The following is a 16611-nucleotide window of genomic DNA, read 5'->3' as shown; positions in this document are numbered from 1 at the left end:
ACGCCTTGCGCGCATCATCTCTCGTCCATGATATCGGCCCGCATGGACCGCAGATCCAGTCCCAGCCTTTTGGCGCGATAATAGAAGGTCTTGCGCGGAATGCCCAGCAGGCCGATGGCGCGCGCCATCTCGCCTTTGGCCTCCTGCACTGCCTGAAGAATGGCCGCGCTTTCAAACGCATCCAACCGTTCGGGCAGCGTGGCCTTGTGGCCGGTCGATGCGGCTTCGCCATGGCTTTCCAGCCCCAGACAATAGCGTTCGGCGAAATTCTCCAATTCGCGCAGATTGCCGGGCCAGTCCCGGGTGTCGAGATGATGGATGCTGTCGTCGATGGGCGGTACCGGGCGGTCCAGCCGCTCGGCCGCCTTTTGCAGGAAATGGGCAAACAGCAGCCGGATATCCGCCCGCCTTTCGGCCAGAGGCGGCATACGCAGCGGTACGCCCGCGACGCGGTGATAAAGCGCGTCGGACACATGCCCGCGTCTGCCCTCGGCCATGCTGGCGATGATGCGTGTGTCGATGGCTTCAGGGTCGCGCGTGTCCAGCGCGATGGCGCGTTTCTCGGCAAATTGGGCCAGTCGCCTTTGCAGATCTTCCCCGGCCTGATCCAGATTGTCCAGAAACAGCGTGCCGCGATGGCTGGAGGAGATGGTGCCGCCCCGGGCAAACATTTCCTTTTCGACTATCGCGGGCGGGATTACAGCGCAGTCCACGGTCACAAAGCGGTGCCGGGATCGGGCTCCCGCCCGGTGGACACAGCGCGCGAACAATTCCTTGCCGGTGCCGGTCTGGCCTTCGATGGCAAGGTCAATGTCGCTTTGGCCCAGCACCGGAATCATCGCCCGCAAGCGCCGGATCATCGAGGTTTCGCCCAGAAGGGCCTGTTCCGCGCCGCCCTGGGCCGCACGGCGAAGCGCGCGATTTTCCAGCACCAACCGCCGGGCCTTGGTGGCCCGCCCCGCCGCCGCCAGCAAGGCATCGGGCGCAAAAGGCTTTTCAATGAAATCCCACGCGCCCGCCTTGAGCGCGTCCACCGCCATCTGGACATCGGCATGGCCCGAAATCAGCAGCACGGGAAGATCCCGGTCGCGCTCCTGCAGGAGGCGAAACAATTCCACCCCCGACATTTGCGGCATACGCACATCGGAAATGACGATCCCGGCAAAATCCGCGCCAATCGCCTGTGCGGCCTCGACCCCGCCCGAAAAACCCAGAACCTGATAACCGGCCAGACCGAGCAATTGCGTGGCGGCCTCGCGCAGGTCATCGTCGTCATCGATAAGCGCCACAAGGGGCAGGGCGGCGGTCATGTCGCGGGCCTCATCGTCATTTCAAAGCAGGCGCCCTCCGGTTGATCGACATAGCGCAGTGTGCCGCCCGCATCGGTCATGATATCCTGAGAGATGACCAGGCCAAGGCCCAGCCCATCCGGGCGGCTGGTGACAAAGGGGGTGAACAGGCGGGCTTTCAGATCCTCGGCAATGCCGGGGCCATTGTCGGAAATGGCAAGCGTGATGGCCTGATCCTTCCTGTACAGCCGCAGCGTGATGGCGGGGGTGGGCGTGCCGCGCAGCGCCTGCGCGGCGTTTTGCAGCAGATTGACCAGAACCTGCTCCAGCCTGACCTTGCCCCCTTCCACCATGGCGTCATCATCGGGCAGGTCCACCGCGATGCCTTTCAACTGCTCTTTCAGGATCAGCAGCGCGCCCTCGATCACCTCGCTGACCGCAACAGGGGCCTGATCCGTTGCGCCCCGGCGCGAAAAGCCGCGCAGCTCGGCGGTCACCGAGCCAATGCGATCGGCAAGGCGGGCGATGGTGTTGAGGTTTTTATGAACCGTCTCGCTGTCGCCGCGCTCCAGCAGCAGGCGGCTGGTATCGGCATAGGTGCGGATGGCGGCGACGGGCTGGGCGGTTTCATGGGCCACGCTGGCGGTGATCTGGCCCAGCGAGGCCAGCCGGTTGGCCTGACGCAGCCCCTCACGAAGGTCCGCCGCGCGCGCTTCCAAGGCGGCGCGCTCGTCCATTTCCCGGCGCAGATCGGCGGTGCGGTCGGCCACGGCCTGTTCCAGCTCGTCGGTTCGGGCCCGCCGCTCACGGCCGCGTTCCAGCCACATCCAGCCGATAACCACCATGCCCAGCACCAGCGCGGCGGCCACCGCCGCAGCGATGCGGGCAAACAGGATCGCCCCATCCACCGGACGCAAAAGGGTGATCGACCAGCCCGGCTGGGCCAGCGCTTCCTGCAACAGGATCACGGGGCGCCCTTCCAGCGTCGCGTGTTGCGCGCGCAGGCTGGCGGGAATGAACCTTGCGGCAAGGGGCGACACCATCGCATCGGCGTCAAAGGCGGCCAGCGCGGCCCCCGGCACCGGCCTGGTCAGGTAAAAGCGCCATCCTGGACGGCTGGACACAAGGACAATACCATTTTCGTCGGTGACAAAAGTGGTGCCGTCCCCTTTGGCCCAGTCCGCCTCGATCCGGTCAAATTCGAGCTTGATGGTGACCACGCCGCCCTGCGCGGTGCGCTGGGCGATATAGAGGCCCGGTCGGCGGCTGACCGTGCCCATCGCGAAATGGCTGGCGCCGCCATGGGCCAGCGCGTCGCGGAAATAGCGGCGTCGGCTGTAATCGGATCCGACAAAGCTTTTGGGTGATCGCCAGTTGCTGGCGGCAATGGCTTTGCCATCTGCGCCGATGACATAGATGATGGGGGCGCCGGTCGCCGTCACCAGACCTTCCAGCTTGTGGTTGAGCGCGGAGCGCGCGCTGGCGCTGCCCTGCAAGGCGAGAACCACGTCCCGATCATCGGCAAGCGCGATGGGCAGCAGGCGAAAGCGCGCCATCTCGCTGGTGATCAGCGCCTTTCGCATCAGCATGTCGGTGCGGGCGGTGTCCATTTCCAGCGCCAGCCTCCGCCTTTCGACCACGACATAGGCCAGCGCCGCCGCTGCCATCGCGGCGATCAGGCCGGTGATGGCCCAGCGCAGGCGCAAAGGATGATTCGTGGGCAACATGCGCCTGTTTTAGTCCGGCATGCGCGATGTGCCAATATTTGCACATCGGTATTTGGGAGGAATGTCAAAACTTGCCCGCATATATCTGACAGTTTTTATTTAAGAGTATGACATAAAAAGGAAAATATGGATTTTCCAATCCCGTTTTGCCCGCATGTCCGCCGCCCATATCCTGCCCCCTATGGCCACGGATCCACAAGAAGGTTCGCCATGGCCATGTGGAAAGGACTGAAAGCCAAGACCATGGACCATCTCGCCCTTGCAGGCACCGGCGTGCCCCATTCCGATATTCGTCGCCCCTGGTACAGACATCTCTATGTTCAGGTGCTGGCGGCCATTGCCGCAGGCGTGCTGCTCGGCCATTTCTCCCCCCATCTGGGCGAGGCGATGAAGCCGATCGGCGATGCTTTCATCAAGCTGGTCAAGATGATCATTGCCCCGGTCATCTTCCTGACCATTGCCACAGGGATTGCGGGCATGCGCGATCTGGCCTCGGTGGGGCGAGTGGCGGGCAAGGCCTTTGCCTATTTCCTGACCTTTTCCACGCTGGCGCTGTTTGTCGGGCTGATCGTGGCCAATGTCGTCCATCCCGGCGCGGGGCTGAATATCGACCCGGCCACGCTGGATGCCAGCAAAGTGGCCGATTATGCCGAAAAGGCCCATGAAACCACGGTCACCGGCTTTCTGGTGGGCATCATCCCGGAAACCTTCGTCGGCGCGCTGTCCGAGGGCAGCATCCTGCAAACGCTGTTCGTGGCGATCCTGTTCGGCACCAGCCTTGCCTTGCTGGGCGAACGCACCGAGCGTCTTGTGGCGGCGCTGGAGGAGGTGTCGCTGGCGATCTTCAAGGTGGTGTCGATCCTGATGCGCGCCGCGCCTTTCGGGGCCTTCGGGGCCATGGCCTTCACCATCGGCAAATATGGTACCGGGGCACTGGTCCATCTGGCCGGGCTGGTGGCCACTTTCTATCTCACCTCGCTGCTGTTCGTGATCGTGGTGCTGGGTCTGGTGGGCTGGGCCTGCGGTTTTTCGATCTTCAAGCTGGTGGCCTATCTCAAGGATGAACTGCTGCTCGTGCTGGGCACATCCTCGTCCGAAAGCGCGCTGCCCAGTCTGATCGAAAAGATGGAGCGGGCCGGCTGCCCCAAGTCGATTGTCGGCCTTGTCGTGCCGACGGGCTATTCCTTCAATCTGGACGGCACCAATATCTATATGACGCTGGCCGCGCTCTTCATCGCGCAGGCCTGCAATGTGGATCTGTCCCTTGGCCAGCAATTGTCGCTGCTGGCGGTCGCGATGCTCTCGTCCAAGGGCGCAGCGGGGGTAACGGGCGCGGGCTTCATCACGCTGGCGGCCACCTTGTCCATCGTGCCCAGTGTGCCGGTGGCGGGCATGGCGCTGATTTTGGGCATCGACCGCTTTATGAGCGAATGCCGCAGCCTGACCAATTTCATCGGCAATGCAGTGGCCACGGTCGTCGTTTCACGCTGGGAAGGCAAGCTGGACACGGCGCAACTGGCGCTTGCCCTGAATGGCGGGGCCACCGCCAGCGCGCCCTTCGCCCCCGCGCAGGCGCCTCAGGCCGCAGAATAACCAGACAAAAGGGGCGGCGCCAAGACCGCCCCGACTGACCGGAGAGCTCCCCCATGACCAGTTTTTCGCGACGCCCCGGCGGCGGCGCTGCCCTTTTGCTCGCCCTTTTTTCCGGTGCTGCGGCCCATGCGCAGGTGATCGGCCCGCCCGATCGCGTCAGTCAGGCGCTGGCCGCGCCCCTGTCCGAAGCCTATCCGGCCGATGGCGCGGGCGACGGCGTGACCAGTGCAGGCTATAACCAGTCGCGCTGGGTCGAGGATTGGAGCAAGCTGCGCGATCCGGCCAAACGGCGCAGCGCCATCGACCACCTCAAATTCATCCCGCTCGATGCGGCAGGCGACATCTATGTCACGCTGTCGGGCGAATTGCGGCTGCGCGTGAATGAGACCACCAACCCGGATCTGAAAGATGCACAGGCCCAAAGACAGGATATCGCCCGTATCGTGGGCGGAGCAGACCTGCATATCGGTCCGCATGTCCGCGTTTATGCCGAACTGGCCCATGCGGGCATTTCGGGGCGCAATATCGGTACGCCATCGGGTTATCTGGACAATACCGTCATTGTTCAGCAGTCCTTTGCCGATGTCACCGCCAAGGTGGCCGGGGTCAAGCTGGGCGTGCGCTATGGCCGCCAGACCTTTTCCGACGGGCCGAACCTGCTGCTGGTGCCGCGCGACAATAACACGATCTTTCTGTCCTATAACGGTTTCCGGGGCTGGGCGAAGGCGCGGCATATGCGGATCGACATGTTTGATTTTACCCCCACCCGCCCCGGACAACAGGGCACGGGCGACGATCTGAACAAGGACACGCGCCGATTTTCGGGTATTTCGGGGGGCTTGCGCATTCCCAATGACTGGCTGGGCGGATCGAAACTCTATCTCGATCCCTTTTACTGGCGCCTGCGCAACACGGCGGCCGTATGGGGGGCGACAACCGCCCATGAAGTGCGCGAATTCTACGGCCTGCATCTGTGGGGCGATGCCGGGCCGGTCAACCTTGACTGGACCGTCAATTATCAGGGCGGGCATTATGACAATCGCCCGATCGCGGCCTGGGAGGTGCTGATGGCGCAATCCTATCGGCTTGGGCGCAACCACTCGGCGCCGCGCGTGGGCTTTCATGCCGATTATGCCACCGGCGGCGGGGCCTATGGCACGGGCAAGCTGAAGACCGCGCTCGCGCCCTTGGGCAACAATATCTATTACAGCTATCAGCTTTACGCCACGCCGACCAATCTGATCGCCATCGCGCCCAATTTCAGTTTCCAGCCCGCATCGAACCTGCGCGTTTCGCTGGAATATCAGTTTTCATGGCGCGAAACGGTCCATGATGCGGTGTATCGCGCCAATGGCACAGCCTTTGCCGGAACCCAGAACGCGGCGGGGCGCAAGATTGCCGAAACCGCCCGCGCGCAGGCCGTCTGGACCGTGTCACCCCATGTTTCCGTGACCGGTCGGTATGAGCATCTGCACGCCGGCCCGGCGCTGACCAATGCCGGTTTCAAAAGCTCCGATTTCTTTGCCGGCTGGATCAGCTTCCGCTTCTGAGCGACGAGAGGAGATGGTGGGGGCGCCTTATTGCGGCCTCTGATCCGGGCCAAAGAGCTTTGGCCGCAAATTGGCAAAATGTCGCCGACGCCACAGTAGGATCAGCCCTGTGCCCTAAATGGCCCATCGGCCCAACCTTCAAGCCATAACCCCGCAGACACATCTCAAGATTGATGCAGCGCGTCTGGAGCATCTTGCGCCCGGCGAGCAGGGTTCGGTTCTTCTACGCCACCTGGGGTTTGCAATGAACCCGGCGATACCGCTTCCAGACCGATTGCCGTCATCTCAAGGCTAGGCACACCAAACCAGGCAATAATTCCTTCCGGCTCGCTCGCAACATGCGCCTCCTTCACGATTTTACCCGCTGGATCCACAGCTCAGAAATACGAGACTTCCAGCGGAACATCGATGCCGGTATAGCACCTCATGGCGGTCTCCCAAGATGCTTGGCGCAGCCTCACCGGCGACGCCGTTCAATCATCCTACCAGGAGGCCGCTGGCAGGGTAATGACTATATTACGAAAAGACCTGCGCGCCATATAGCGCGCGGGCCTTTTCGCGGGCACGGATCAGCGGTGTTAAGCGCTGAAGATTCTCGCCTGCATCAGGGACACATGTAATCGTGGACAACCTTGCCCATCCCCAACGTCACGTCCGTTACGAAATGCACGGCCGAAAGCACTTCACGCACTGGTAGGCGGCTGACATCGGCGCGAACATGGTCAAAGAACTGAAGGCTGGCGGGCCCCGACCAGGCGCCCTTCACCACGTAATCCTCAAGGTGGTATTCCACCAGCTCGCAGATGCGCGGAGTGCCATCCACATGCGGAATGCTTTTCAGCAGGAAGTTGGGCAGTTCCAGCGCCTTGGTGATGGGCGTGTGCTCAAGGATTTCGTGCTTGTAGCCCATTGTCATGTTCACGCAGCGAATCGAGCCGCAATCGAGTGTACCTACCAGTACCTCGCCTTCCACGCGCAAGTTAGGCTTGGCCAGCTTCTTGGGAAAGCCCCAGATCTCGCGCCCGCCAACGATAGGCGCCGCGGCATCCAGGTACATGGCGTGGGTGTAATTGCCCTCGCGGCCTTCGAAACGCACCGGGATGACCTGGCCCGTTTCGGTATAGTCGCCAAAGCCAACCGAATCCGGCATCCGGATGAATTCATACTTCACTACCGGTTCGACGATTTCCAGCGGTTCGGGCACTACGGCGCGCAGCGCTTCAATATCTGTGCGGTAGGTGATGATGACAAATTCGCGGTTGTAGAAACGGAACGGCCCGCGCGGATAGGAAGGGTTAGCAAAGGGAATGGCGAAAGCTTTGTTCTTTACATCATTGATTTTCATGAGTCAGGTGTCCTCGCACGCAGGTCAGGCAGCCAGATCCATCTCGGGAACGACACCCTTGATGATCAGCGTTGCCGCAGTGGCTTCCACGATTTGGTCCACGGTTACGCCTGGCGCGCGCTCTTCCAGCACAAGGCCGGCATCGGTGGGGCGGATCACGGCCATGTCGGTGATGATCAGGTCCACCCGGCGGTCTGCGGTGAGCGGTAGGGTGCACTTGGGCACGATCTTGGGCGCGCCCTTAGCAGTGTGCTGCATCGCCACGATCACCCGGTTTGCGCAGGCAACCAGATCCATCGCGCCGCCCATGCCCGGCACCATTTTGCCCGGCACGATCCAGTTGGCCAGGCGGCCCGTCTCGTCGACCTGAAGCCCCCCCAGCACCGTGACGGCAAGATGGCCGCCACGCACCAGTCCGAAGGAGAGGTTGCTGTCGATCGACATGGCCCCCGGAACCGCACTTGCAAAGCCTCCGCCTGCATCGGTCAGCGAGGGATCTTCCAGCCCCGGGGCGGGTTTGGCGCCCAAGCCTACCAGGCCGTTTTCGGAATGGAAAAAGATCCCGTTTTCGGGCGAAACATAGGCTGCCACCCCGGTCGGCAGTCCGATGCCGAGATTGACGAAGCTGTCGGGTTCCAGCTCCTTGGCGGTGCGGCGCAGAATGATGTCCTTGCTCATGGCTCAGGCCCTCGCGATCAGATGGTCGATAACGATGCCGGGCGTGCGCACATCGTCGGGCGTTATTGCGCCCACCGGCACGATAACGCGGGCTTCGGCAAAGACGGTGTCGGCCGCCATCGCGATCGCCGGGTTAAAGTTCAGTTCGGTCAGCGTGTAGGCAAGGTTGCCCACCATGTCGGCGCGGTCGGCATAGACGAAGCCGAAATCGGCGGTGAGCGGCGGGGCATAGAGCCACTGCTCGCCGTTCAGCGTCAGCACCTCGGCCTCGTCGGCCACGATAGTGCCCAGCCCGGTCTTGGTCAGCACGCCGCCCAGTCCGTGGCCCTTGGCGCGGATCTGTTCGACCAGCGTGCCCTGCGGCACCAGATCAACCTGCATCGTCTTTTCGATCAGGCCTTTTTGCGTATCAGGATTGGTTCCGATATGCGAGGCGACAACGCGCGCCACCTGGCCCGAACTGATCAGCGCGCCGATGCCTTCACCGGCAAAGCCGGTGTCATTCGAGATAATGGTGAGGTTCTTCTTGCCCGAGGCCAGCAGGGCCTCGATCAGCCGCTGTGGGCGACCACAGCGCAAAAAGCCGCCGATCATGATGGAAGCGCCATCGGGAATGCCGGCAACGGCCTCCTCGGGGGAAATTGGGTGTTTCATGGCAATCTCGTTTTTCCGTCTGTATGGTGCCGTCGCCGGTGCGGCGAGGGGGAGGGTCAGCCCAGCGCGGCCTCGATCTGCGGCACGGCCTGGAACAGGTCGGCCACCAGGCCAAAATCGGCCACCTGGAAGATCGGGGCCTCTTCGTCCTTGTTGACAGCCACGATCACCTTGCTGTCCTTCATGCCGGCCAGGTGCTGGATGGCACCGGAAATGCCGAGCGCGATGTACAGTTCAGGCGCCACGATCTTGCCGGTCTGGCCCACCTGGAAATCGTTGGGGGCATAGCCGGCATCCACCGCCGCGCGGCTCGCGCCCACGGCCGCGCCCAGCATGTCGGCCAGCGGCAGCAGCACCTCGTTGAACTTTTCTGCCGAACCGAGCGCACGACCGCCCGAAACGATGACCTTGGCCGAACCCAGCTCCGGGCGCTCGCTCTTGGCCATTTCCTCGCGCACGAAAGTGGCGCGGCTTTCGGCGACCGGGACGGCCACCGCTTCCACCGGGGTGCTCGCGCCATCGGCCGGAGTGGCGGCAAAGGCGGCGGTGCGCACGGTGAACACTTTCACCCGCTCAGGGTTTTTCACCACCTCGATGGCGTTGCCGGCATAGATGGGGTGTTCGAAAGTGTCGGGCCCGGCGACCTTGGTGACATCGGAGACCTGCATCACATCCAGCCTGGCGGCGATGCGCGGCAGCAGGTTCTTGCCTGCGCTGCTGGCGGGGGCGACGATCGCGTCATAGCCCGGAGCGATGGACAGCACGAGCGCGGCCAGCGGCTCGGCCAGACGGTGGGCATAGGCTTCGGCATCGGCCAGCAGCACCTTGGCCACGCCCTGCAATTTGGCCGATGCCTCGGCGGCGCTCTGCGCGCCCTGGCCGGCCACGAGGATATCCACCTCGCCGCCCAGCGCGCGGGCCGCGGTCAGCGCCTTGGTTGTCGCATCGGCGACGGTCTGGTTGTCATGATCTGCAATGAGAAGGGTTTTCATGGATCTTGTCCTGAATGAAGCGTGGGGGCAATATGCGCCGGCGTTCGCCAAAACGCCCAAGGCGCGCTGCGCTTACAGAACGCCGACGGCCTTGAGCTTGCTCACAAGCTCCTGCGCATCGGCCACCTTGATGCCGGCCTTGCGGGCGGCGGGCTCGCGCACTTCCACCACGCTGAGGCGCGGGGTCAGATCCACGCCGTAGGTTTCCGCCGACTTTGTTTCGACGGGCTTCTTTTTGGCCTTCATAATGTTGGGCAGCGAAGGATAGCGAGGTTCGTTCAGGCGCAGGTCGGTTGTAACAAGCGCAGGCAGCGAAAGGCGAAGCGTCTGGTGCCCGCCATCCACTTCGCGGGTAACGACCAGCTCGGCCCCATCCAGTTCCACCTGCGAGGCGAAGGTGGCCTGCGGCCAGTCCAGCAATGCGGCCAGCATCTGGCCGGTCTGGTTGCTGTCATCGTCGATGGCCTGCTTGCCGGTCAGCACCAGATCAGGCTTTTCTTCCTCCACCACCTTGGCCAGCAGCTTGGCGATGGTCAGCGGTTCGACGCGGCCCTCGGCCTCGATCAGGATGCCGCGATCCGCGCCAATGGCCAGCGCAGAACGGATGGCGTCGGTGGCCTTGCCAACGCCCACCGAGACGACCACCACTTCGGTCGCCTTGCCCGCTTCGCGCAGGCGCACCGCCTCTTCCACCGCGATTTCGCAGAAGGGATTGATCGAAAGCTTGACGTTGGCAAGATCGATGCCGCTGCGGTCGGCCTTCAGCCGGGGCTTCGCATTGGAATCGATTGCCAGCTTGACCGGAACGAGAATTTTCATCGGAAACTGTCTCTCAGCAATGTTGCGCCGGGCCGTGGGGGGACGCGAGACGGCCCGGCGCAACCGGGGGGGATGGTCAGAACTCGGTGGAAGCGACCGCCATGAGCGGGGCCGAACCGGCCTTGATCTGCACCGCCAGCGCGTGGGCCTGGGGCAGGATGCGCGTGGCGAAGAACTGGCCGACAGCCAGCTTGCGCGTTTCTTGCGGGCTCGCCTCAGCGCCCTTGGCCACCACGGCCAGCCCCATGCGCACCCACAGCCAGCCAAAGGCAACCAGTGCGAACATGCGCAGATAGTCGGTGGCGGCACCGTTCTGCTCCAGCGCGTTGGCGCCCTCGCCGGTGGTCAGCCAGGCGGTCACATCCTCCAGCGCGGCGAGCGCCTTGGCCACCGCCTCGGCGGTTTGCGCCACGGCGGGCACCTTGGCGCCGTCAGCCAACGTGGCAGCAATGTCGCTGAAGAAGGCGCGCACCGGCGCACCGCCGTCGAGCGAAAGTTTGCGAACCACCAGATCCTGCGCCTGGATGCCGTTGGTACCTTCATAGATCTGCGCGATACGGGCATCGCGCACGAACTGTTCCTGGCCCCATTCCCTGATGTAGCCGTGGCCGCCCAGCACCTGCTGTCCCAGCACCGTGGCCTCAAATCCGAAATCGGTGAAGGCCGCCTTGATCACCGGGGTCAGCAGCGCAACAAGGCCGGTGGCCTGCTTGCGTACGCCGGCATCGGTGGATTTCGATTCCTTGTCCATTTCCAGCGCGGTGAAGATGGTCAGCGCGCGCGCGGCTTCAACGAAGGACAACATTGTCATCAGCATCTTGCGCACATCGGGATGCTCGATGATCATCCCCGATTCCTTGGCGCCCGGCGCGCGGCCCTGCTTGCGCTCCTTGGCATAGGTCGCGGCGGTCTGGTAAGAGGCATCGGCCAGCCCCAGACCCTGCACACCCACAAACAGGCGTTCGGCGTTCATCATGGTGAACATGGCATTGAGGCCTCGATTGGCCTCGCCCACCAGCCAACCCTGGCAATCGTCATAGTTCATCACGCAAGTGGGCTGAGCGTGAATGCCCATCTTGTGCTCCAGCGAGCCGACATTCACCGCATTGCGCGCACCCAGCGAGCCATCCTCGTTCACCAGGAACTTGGGGCACAGGAACAGGCTGATGCCCTTGGTGCCGGCAGGTGCATCGGGCAGGCGGGCCAGCACCAGGTGGATGACGTTCTCGGCCATGTCATGGTCGCCCGAGGAGATGAAGATCTTCGAGCCGGATACCGTATAGGACCCGTCGCCGCGCGGCTTGGCGGTGGTCTTCAGCAGACCCAGATCCGAGCCGGAGGTGCCTTCGGTAAGCCCCATCGCGCCCGTCCACTGGCCCGAGATCATCTTGGGCAGGTAGGTTTCCTTCAGTTCCTGGTTTGCGTGGGCCTCGATTGCCTCACAGGCGCCGCGCGTCAGGCCCGGAAACAGGCCGAACGAAAGGTTTGAGGCCGAGAGCATTTCGTCCACCAGGATCTGCACGGTGCGCGGCAAGCCCTGGCCTTCAAACTCGGTGGGGGCCGACAGGCTGGACCAGCCGCCGTCGACAAAGGCCTTGAAGGCTTCTTTGAAGCCCTTGGGCGTGAAGACCAGCCCGCCCTCCAGACGGCTGCCTTCTTCATCGCCGCTCTGGTTGATTGGGCGCAGCACGCCGGCGCAGAATTTGCCGGCCTCTTCCAGAATGGTAGAAACCAGATCGTCCGACACTTCTTCGTAGCCGGGCAGGCCCGTGAGGACCTTTTCGGCCTGGAACACGTCCTTCAGCAGGAAACTCATGTCTGCGACGGGAGGGGTATAAGCGGGCATTTCATGCTCCTTGTTTTGCCGCGCCTTGTGTGCGGCGCGAAAATCAGTTGCGAAGGGGTTTGCCGGTGCGAAGAAGCGCATCGATGCGCGCCTGACTGGCGGGGTGAAGCGCCAGCGCCACAAAGGCGTCCAGAGCACGCGCGGTCACCTCCTCTTCGGTCAGGGTTGCCGGCCCCGCCAACACGCCGGCAATGGCCATGCCGATCACCGCATCATGCGGCGCCAGCGTGGCCGCCAAAGCGGTCGCCTCTGTCTGCAAGGCGGCAGGCTCGGGCAGGTTTACCATGGCGCGCGGCGGCGTGGTGAAGTCAGGCACCATGGCCAGGGCCCGGGCCTTGGCATCGGCGATCAGCCGCTCCCGGTTCATGGTGATGCCGTCGCTTTCGCGCAAGAAGCCCTTGGCCCTGGCGTCAAACGCGCTGGTCGAGGTTTGGGCGGGCAGCACGATGCGCAGCGCGGCCAAGGCGCTCCTCTGCGCATCGCCATCGCGTTCCTGAAGCCGCACGAGAAGCTGCGTCAGCCCGGCCCAGCCCGGCAGCAGCCCCACGCGCGGCTCCACCAGGCCGATGCCGATTTCGGCATGGGCCACTATGGCATGGCAGTGCAGCAATACTTCGCAGCCGCCGCCCAGAGCCGCGCCAAAGCCCGCGCCCACCACCGGAATGCTGGCATCGCGCAAGGTGTTGAACGCGGTGAGGCCCGCCTGAATAAAGGCGGCAAGCCCATCCCGATCGCCTGCCTGCGCCATGCGCAGCACCCCGGCCAGATCGGCGCCTGCGCTGAACACGGGGCCTTCATTGCCGATCACCAGCGCCTTGAAATGCGTTTGCGCCAGCGCCACCAGCTGGCCGACCGAAGCGATCAGCTCCGCGCTGAAGCTGTTCATCTTGCTGTGGAATTCCAGCAGACCAACGCCGTCGCCAATATCCCACAAACTGGCGGCGGAGGTTTCTTCCACCGGCTTACCGGCCAGGCGCAGCGTCTCGATCGAGATCACGCCCGCAGGGTCGGCTATCGGCGCATAATCTGTCGCACCTTGCCCGGGGACCAGAACTTCGCGGCGGCCTTCGTGTGTGCGGTAGAAGCCGCCCTTGGCAGCCGCGGCGGCCAGCAGCGGGGGCACGACAGCGCCGTTCTCTTCCAGCGTTTGCGCAAACCAGGCGGCGCCGATCCGGTCGATCAGTTCAAAGGGGCCGTATTTCCAGCCATAGCCCAGGCGCATGGCCTCATCCACCAGATCGGGGCTGTCGGCAATTTCAGGCACCAGCGCGGCGGCATAGGTCAGCGTGCGCGACAGCACCGCCCAGGCATAGCGGCCACCGGCCGCCGGATGCGCCAGCAGCGCGCGTGCATCACCCTTGGCTTGGGCCAGGCTTTCGCACGCGGGGGGCGCGGTGGGACGGAACTCGCCGGACGCCAGATCCAGCGTCTCGCTGCTCTTGCGGTCTTTCGAGCGGCGATAGAAGCCGCCGCCGCCCTTGCGGCCCGTCAGGCCGCGCGCCAGCATATCGCCCAGAAGCGGCGGTTCGGCCGGGGTGGCCTGCACTGCATCGGTGGCGGGCAGCGTATGCTGCAGTGAACGGATGAGGTTGGGCATCAGATCGTTGCCGATCAGATCGTAAAGTCCGAAGATGCCGGTCTTGGGGAAGCCGAACACTTTGCCGATAACCGCATCGGCCACTTCCACCGCGATGCCCGCCTTGATCGCTTCATCCAGCCCCACGGCCAGCCAATAGCAGCCGATGCGGTTGCCGATGAAACCGGGCGTATCCTTGCAGGGCACCACGCCCTTGCCCAGTCGCTCGTCGCAGAAATCGCGGATGGTGGTCGTGGTGGACGCCAGCGTGCGCGGGCCGCTCACCAGTTCCAGCAGACGCATGTGGCGCGGCGGGTTGAAGAAATGGGCGATCAGGAAATGCCCGGCAAACTCGTCGGAGAAAGGTTGCAGCAGATCGTGCAGCGGGATGGTGGAGGTGTTGGAGGACACGATCGCGGTGGGCTTGCGTACCTTGTCAATGGCGGCAAACAGCGCGTGCTTGATATCCAGCCGCTCGGCGACCGCCTCGATGATCCAATCGCAATCAGAGAGCAGGCCGATGTCGGCGCCGGTCGAGCCGGTGGTGATGCGCTGGGCAAACTCGGGCATCATGAAGCCGCCGGCCTTGAGCTGACGCTCCACGCCACCTTGGGCAAAGGCCGTATCCAGATCCAGCAGCACGACCTCCAGCCCGGCATTTGCCAAGTGGGCCGCAATGCCCGAACCCATTGTGCCCGCGCCAATAACCGCGGCTTTACGAATGATGACGTCACTCACGTTGACGATCCTTTCTGCGTGGAATTACATGTTCGGATAATTGGGACCGCCGCCGCCCTCGGGGGGCACCCAGGTGATGTTCTGGGCCGGGTCCTTGATGTCGCAGGTTTTGCAGTGGACGCAGTTCTGCGCATTGATCACGAAGCGGGGCTTGGACTTGGCCACCTCGTCGTCATACACAACCTCGTACACGCCCGCCGGGCAATAAAGCCGCGCCGGTTCACCGTAGACAGGCAGGTTCATTTCGATGGGAAGCGCCGGGTTGGCCAACCGCAGGTGGCAGGGCTGGTCCTCGGCGTGGTTGGTGCTGGACAGGAACACGGAAGAGAGGCGGTCGAAGGTGAGCACTCCATCAGGTTTGGGATAAGTGATGGGGGTGACTTCGGCGATGGGCTTGAGGCAGGCGCTGTCCGGCTTGCCATGCGACAGGGTGCCGAAGGGTGATTTGCCCAGCAGTTGGTTACACCACATATCAGCGCCGCCCAGCATGATGCCCAGCGGAATGCCGTATCTGGCCCAAAGCGGCTTCACATTGCGCACCGGCTGCAGGTCGCGGCCGATCGCGGACTGACGCCAGCCTTCCTCATAGGCGCGCGGTTCGCTGGAAGGCCTGCCGCTGACCAGTTCGCCCACCACGGCATCGGCGGCCTGGATGCCCGAGAGGATGGCGTTGTGCGATCCCTTGATGCGCGGCACGTTGACGAAGCCCGCCGAGCAGCCCAGCAGCGCGCCGCCCGGGAAGGTCAGGCGCGGGACCGATTGCCAGCCCCCCTCCGTCAGCGCGCGTGCACCATAGGCGAGGCGCTTGCCGCCCTCGAACGTGTCACGGATGGCCGGATGGGTCTTGAAACGCTGGAATTCCTCGAAAGGCGAGAGCGTGGGATTGGCGTAGTTGAGGTGGACGACAAAGCCGACCGCCACCAGATTTTCATCGAAATGATAGAGGAACGAGCCGCCGCCGGTGTGCCGGTCCAGCGGCCAGCCGAAGCTGTGCTGCACCAGCCCTTCCTGAAAGCGAGCAGGATCAACCTGCCACAATTCCTTGATGCCGATGCCAAATTTCTGGAAATCGCGACCTTTGTCCAATCCGAAGCGGGCGATGGCCTGCTTGCTGAGCGAGCCGCGCGCGCCTTCGCCCAGCAGCGTGTAGGTGGCGCGCAGTTCCATGCCGCGCACAAAATCGCCCCGGGGATTGCCTTGCCGGTCAAGCCCCATGTCGCCGGTAGCCACACCTACCACCTTGCCGTCCTCGATCAGCAATTCAGAAGCGGCAAAACCGGGGAAGATTTCCACGCCCAACTCTTCTGCGCGGGCGGCCAGAAAGCGGGTGACATTGCCCAGCGAGCCGATGAAATTGCCATGATTATCGATCAGTTTCGGCATCATGGCGGTTGGCAGCCGGTGCGCGCCGGTTTGGGTGAGGTAAAGAAACCGGTCTTCCCGCACGCTGGTGGTCAACGGACAATCGGGGTGATTGCGCCACTCCGGCAGCAGGCTGTCCAGCCCGATCGGGTCGACAACTACGCCGGAAAGGATGTGGGCGCCCACTTCAGAGCCCTTTTCCACCACCACAACCGAGATGTCCCGTTCGTTTTTGGCGGCGGCCTGGCGGATCCTGATCGCAGCGGCCAGGCCAGCAGGGCCTGCGCCCACGATCACGACGTCGAATTCCATCGTTTCGCGTTGAGGAAGCGGCTCGCTCATTTAATTTGATCCGATTGCAGCGAGGAAAATGGGGGCGACAGTTCCATCCGAAGACAGATCGGCGGTGGAATCACGTGTCGTCAAAGTGTGGAGGCCATCC

General features: G+C 63.5%; 12 protein-coding genes. 2 read left to right on the top strand and 10 right to left on the bottom strand.

Annotated elements, in window-relative coordinates; genetic code table 11:
• Positions 1 to 14: 14 nt before the first annotated feature.
• Entirely contained in the window at positions 15 to 1310 is a 1296-nt protein-coding gene (locus FHW92_RS04395) for a sigma-54 dependent transcriptional regulator (RefSeq protein ID WP_168601961.1), read from the bottom strand.
• Positions 1307 to 3016 carry an ATP-binding protein gene (locus tag FHW92_RS04390; RefSeq protein WP_168601960.1) on the bottom strand — a complete coding sequence of 570 codons (1710 nt, stop codon included), beginning with the start codon at positions 3014 to 3016 and terminating at the stop codon, positions 1307 to 1309. The genes FHW92_RS04395 and FHW92_RS04390 overlap by 4 nt, the downstream gene beginning before the upstream one ends.
• 243 nt (positions 3017 to 3259) lie before the next feature.
• Between FHW92_RS04390 and FHW92_RS04385 the strand changes: the two genes are divergently transcribed.
• Both FHW92_RS04385 and FHW92_RS04380 read left to right on the top strand, forming a co-directional pair.
• Positions 3260 to 4609: a dicarboxylate/amino acid:cation symporter gene (locus FHW92_RS04385; RefSeq protein ID WP_168602141.1), complete on the top strand. Its 1350-nt coding sequence runs from the start codon at positions 3260 to 3262 to the stop codon at positions 4607 to 4609.
• A gap of 53 nt (positions 4610 to 4662) precedes the next feature.
• Positions 4663 to 6159, top strand: coding sequence for an alginate export family protein (locus FHW92_RS04380; protein WP_168601959.1), 1497 nt, complete (start codon positions 4663 to 4665; stop codon positions 6157 to 6159).
• A 604-nt stretch (positions 6160 to 6763) separates the two neighbouring features.
• Here the strand turns inward: FHW92_RS04380 and FHW92_RS04375 are convergent.
• From FHW92_RS04375 to FHW92_RS04340, 8 genes are all read right to left on the bottom strand, one after another.
• Positions 6764 to 7504 (bottom strand): acetoacetate decarboxylase, encoded by a 741-nt coding sequence (locus FHW92_RS04375; protein WP_168601958.1) that lies wholly within the window; start codon positions 7502 to 7504, stop codon positions 6764 to 6766.
• A gap of 24 nt (positions 7505 to 7528) precedes the next feature.
• The gene (locus FHW92_RS04370; protein ID WP_168601957.1) at positions 7529 to 8182 is read right to left on the bottom strand and encodes a 3-oxoacid CoA-transferase subunit B; all 654 of its coding nucleotides are present in this window, start codon (positions 8180 to 8182) and stop codon (positions 7529 to 7531) included.
• A gap of 3 nt (positions 8183 to 8185) precedes the next feature.
• The gene (locus FHW92_RS04365) at positions 8186 to 8836 is read right to left on the bottom strand and encodes a 3-oxoacid CoA-transferase subunit A (protein WP_168601956.1); all 651 of its coding nucleotides are present in this window, start codon (positions 8834 to 8836) and stop codon (positions 8186 to 8188) included.
• A 56-nt stretch (positions 8837 to 8892) separates the two neighbouring features.
• Positions 8893 to 9828 carry an FAD-binding protein gene (locus FHW92_RS04360; protein WP_168601955.1) on the bottom strand — a complete coding sequence of 312 codons (936 nt, stop codon included), beginning with the start codon at positions 9826 to 9828 and terminating at the stop codon, positions 8893 to 8895.
• A 72-nt stretch (positions 9829 to 9900) separates the two neighbouring features.
• On the bottom strand, positions 9901 to 10647 hold the full coding sequence (locus tag FHW92_RS04355) for an electron transfer flavoprotein subunit beta/FixA family protein (protein WP_168601954.1): 747 nt from the start codon (positions 10645 to 10647) through the stop codon (positions 9901 to 9903).
• 76 nt (positions 10648 to 10723) lie between these two features.
• A complete protein-coding gene (locus FHW92_RS04350) occupies positions 10724 to 12493 on the bottom strand; it encodes an acyl-CoA dehydrogenase C-terminal domain-containing protein (protein WP_168601953.1) in 1770 nt (589 codons plus the stop codon).
• A 43-nt stretch (positions 12494 to 12536) separates the two neighbouring features.
• Positions 12537 to 14807 carry a 3-hydroxyacyl-CoA dehydrogenase/enoyl-CoA hydratase family protein gene (locus tag FHW92_RS26190; protein ID WP_168601952.1) on the bottom strand — a complete coding sequence of 757 codons (2271 nt, stop codon included), beginning with the start codon at positions 14805 to 14807 and terminating at the stop codon, positions 12537 to 12539.
• A gap of 24 nt (positions 14808 to 14831) precedes the next feature.
• Positions 14832 to 16511, bottom strand: coding sequence for an electron transfer flavoprotein-ubiquinone oxidoreductase (locus tag FHW92_RS04340; protein ID WP_168601951.1), 1680 nt, complete (start codon positions 16509 to 16511; stop codon positions 14832 to 14834).
• Between the last annotated feature and the right edge of the window lie 100 nt (positions 16512 to 16611).

The organism is Novosphingobium sp. SG707 (assembly GCF_012275515.1).
Classification (GTDB): Bacteria; Pseudomonadota; Alphaproteobacteria; order Sphingomonadales; family Sphingomonadaceae; genus Novosphingobium.
The sequence above is the reverse complement of the archived record's forward strand: the minus strand, read 5'-3'. Positions and strand labels throughout refer to the sequence as shown.

Coding starts and splice junctions, on each gene's coding strand:
- FHW92_RS04395 (WP_168601961.1), bottom strand. CDS start 1,310: ATGACCGCCGCCCTGCCCCTTGTGGCGCTTATCGATGACGACGATGAC.
- FHW92_RS04390 (WP_168601960.1), bottom strand. CDS start 3,016: ATGTTGCCCACGAATCATCCTTTGCGCCTGCGCTGGGCCATCACCGGC.
- FHW92_RS04385 (WP_168602141.1), top strand. CDS start 3,260: ATGGACCATCTCGCCCTTGCAGGCACCGGCGTGCCCCATTCCGATATT.
- FHW92_RS04380 (WP_168601959.1), top strand. CDS start 4,663: ATGACCAGTTTTTCGCGACGCCCCGGCGGCGGCGCTGCCCTTTTGCTC.
- FHW92_RS04375 (WP_168601958.1), bottom strand. CDS start 7,504: ATGAAAATCAATGATGTAAAGAACAAAGCTTTCGCCATTCCCTTTGCT.
- FHW92_RS04370 (WP_168601957.1), bottom strand. CDS start 8,182: ATGAGCAAGGACATCATTCTGCGCCGCACCGCCAAGGAGCTGGAACCC.
- FHW92_RS04365 (WP_168601956.1), bottom strand. CDS start 8,836: ATGAAACACCCAATTTCCCCCGAGGAGGCCGTTGCCGGCATTCCCGAT.
- FHW92_RS04360 (WP_168601955.1), bottom strand. CDS start 9,828: ATGAAAACCCTTCTCATTGCAGATCATGACAACCAGACCGTCGCCGAT.
- FHW92_RS04355 (WP_168601954.1), bottom strand. CDS start 10,647: ATGAAAATTCTCGTTCCGGTCAAGCTGGCAATCGATTCCAATGCGAAG.
- FHW92_RS04350 (WP_168601953.1), bottom strand. CDS start 12,493: ATGCCCGCTTATACCCCTCCCGTCGCAGACATGAGTTTCCTGCTGAAG.
- FHW92_RS04340 (WP_168601951.1), bottom strand. CDS start 16,511: ATGAGCGAGCCGCTTCCTCAACGCGAAACGATGGAATTCGACGTCGTG.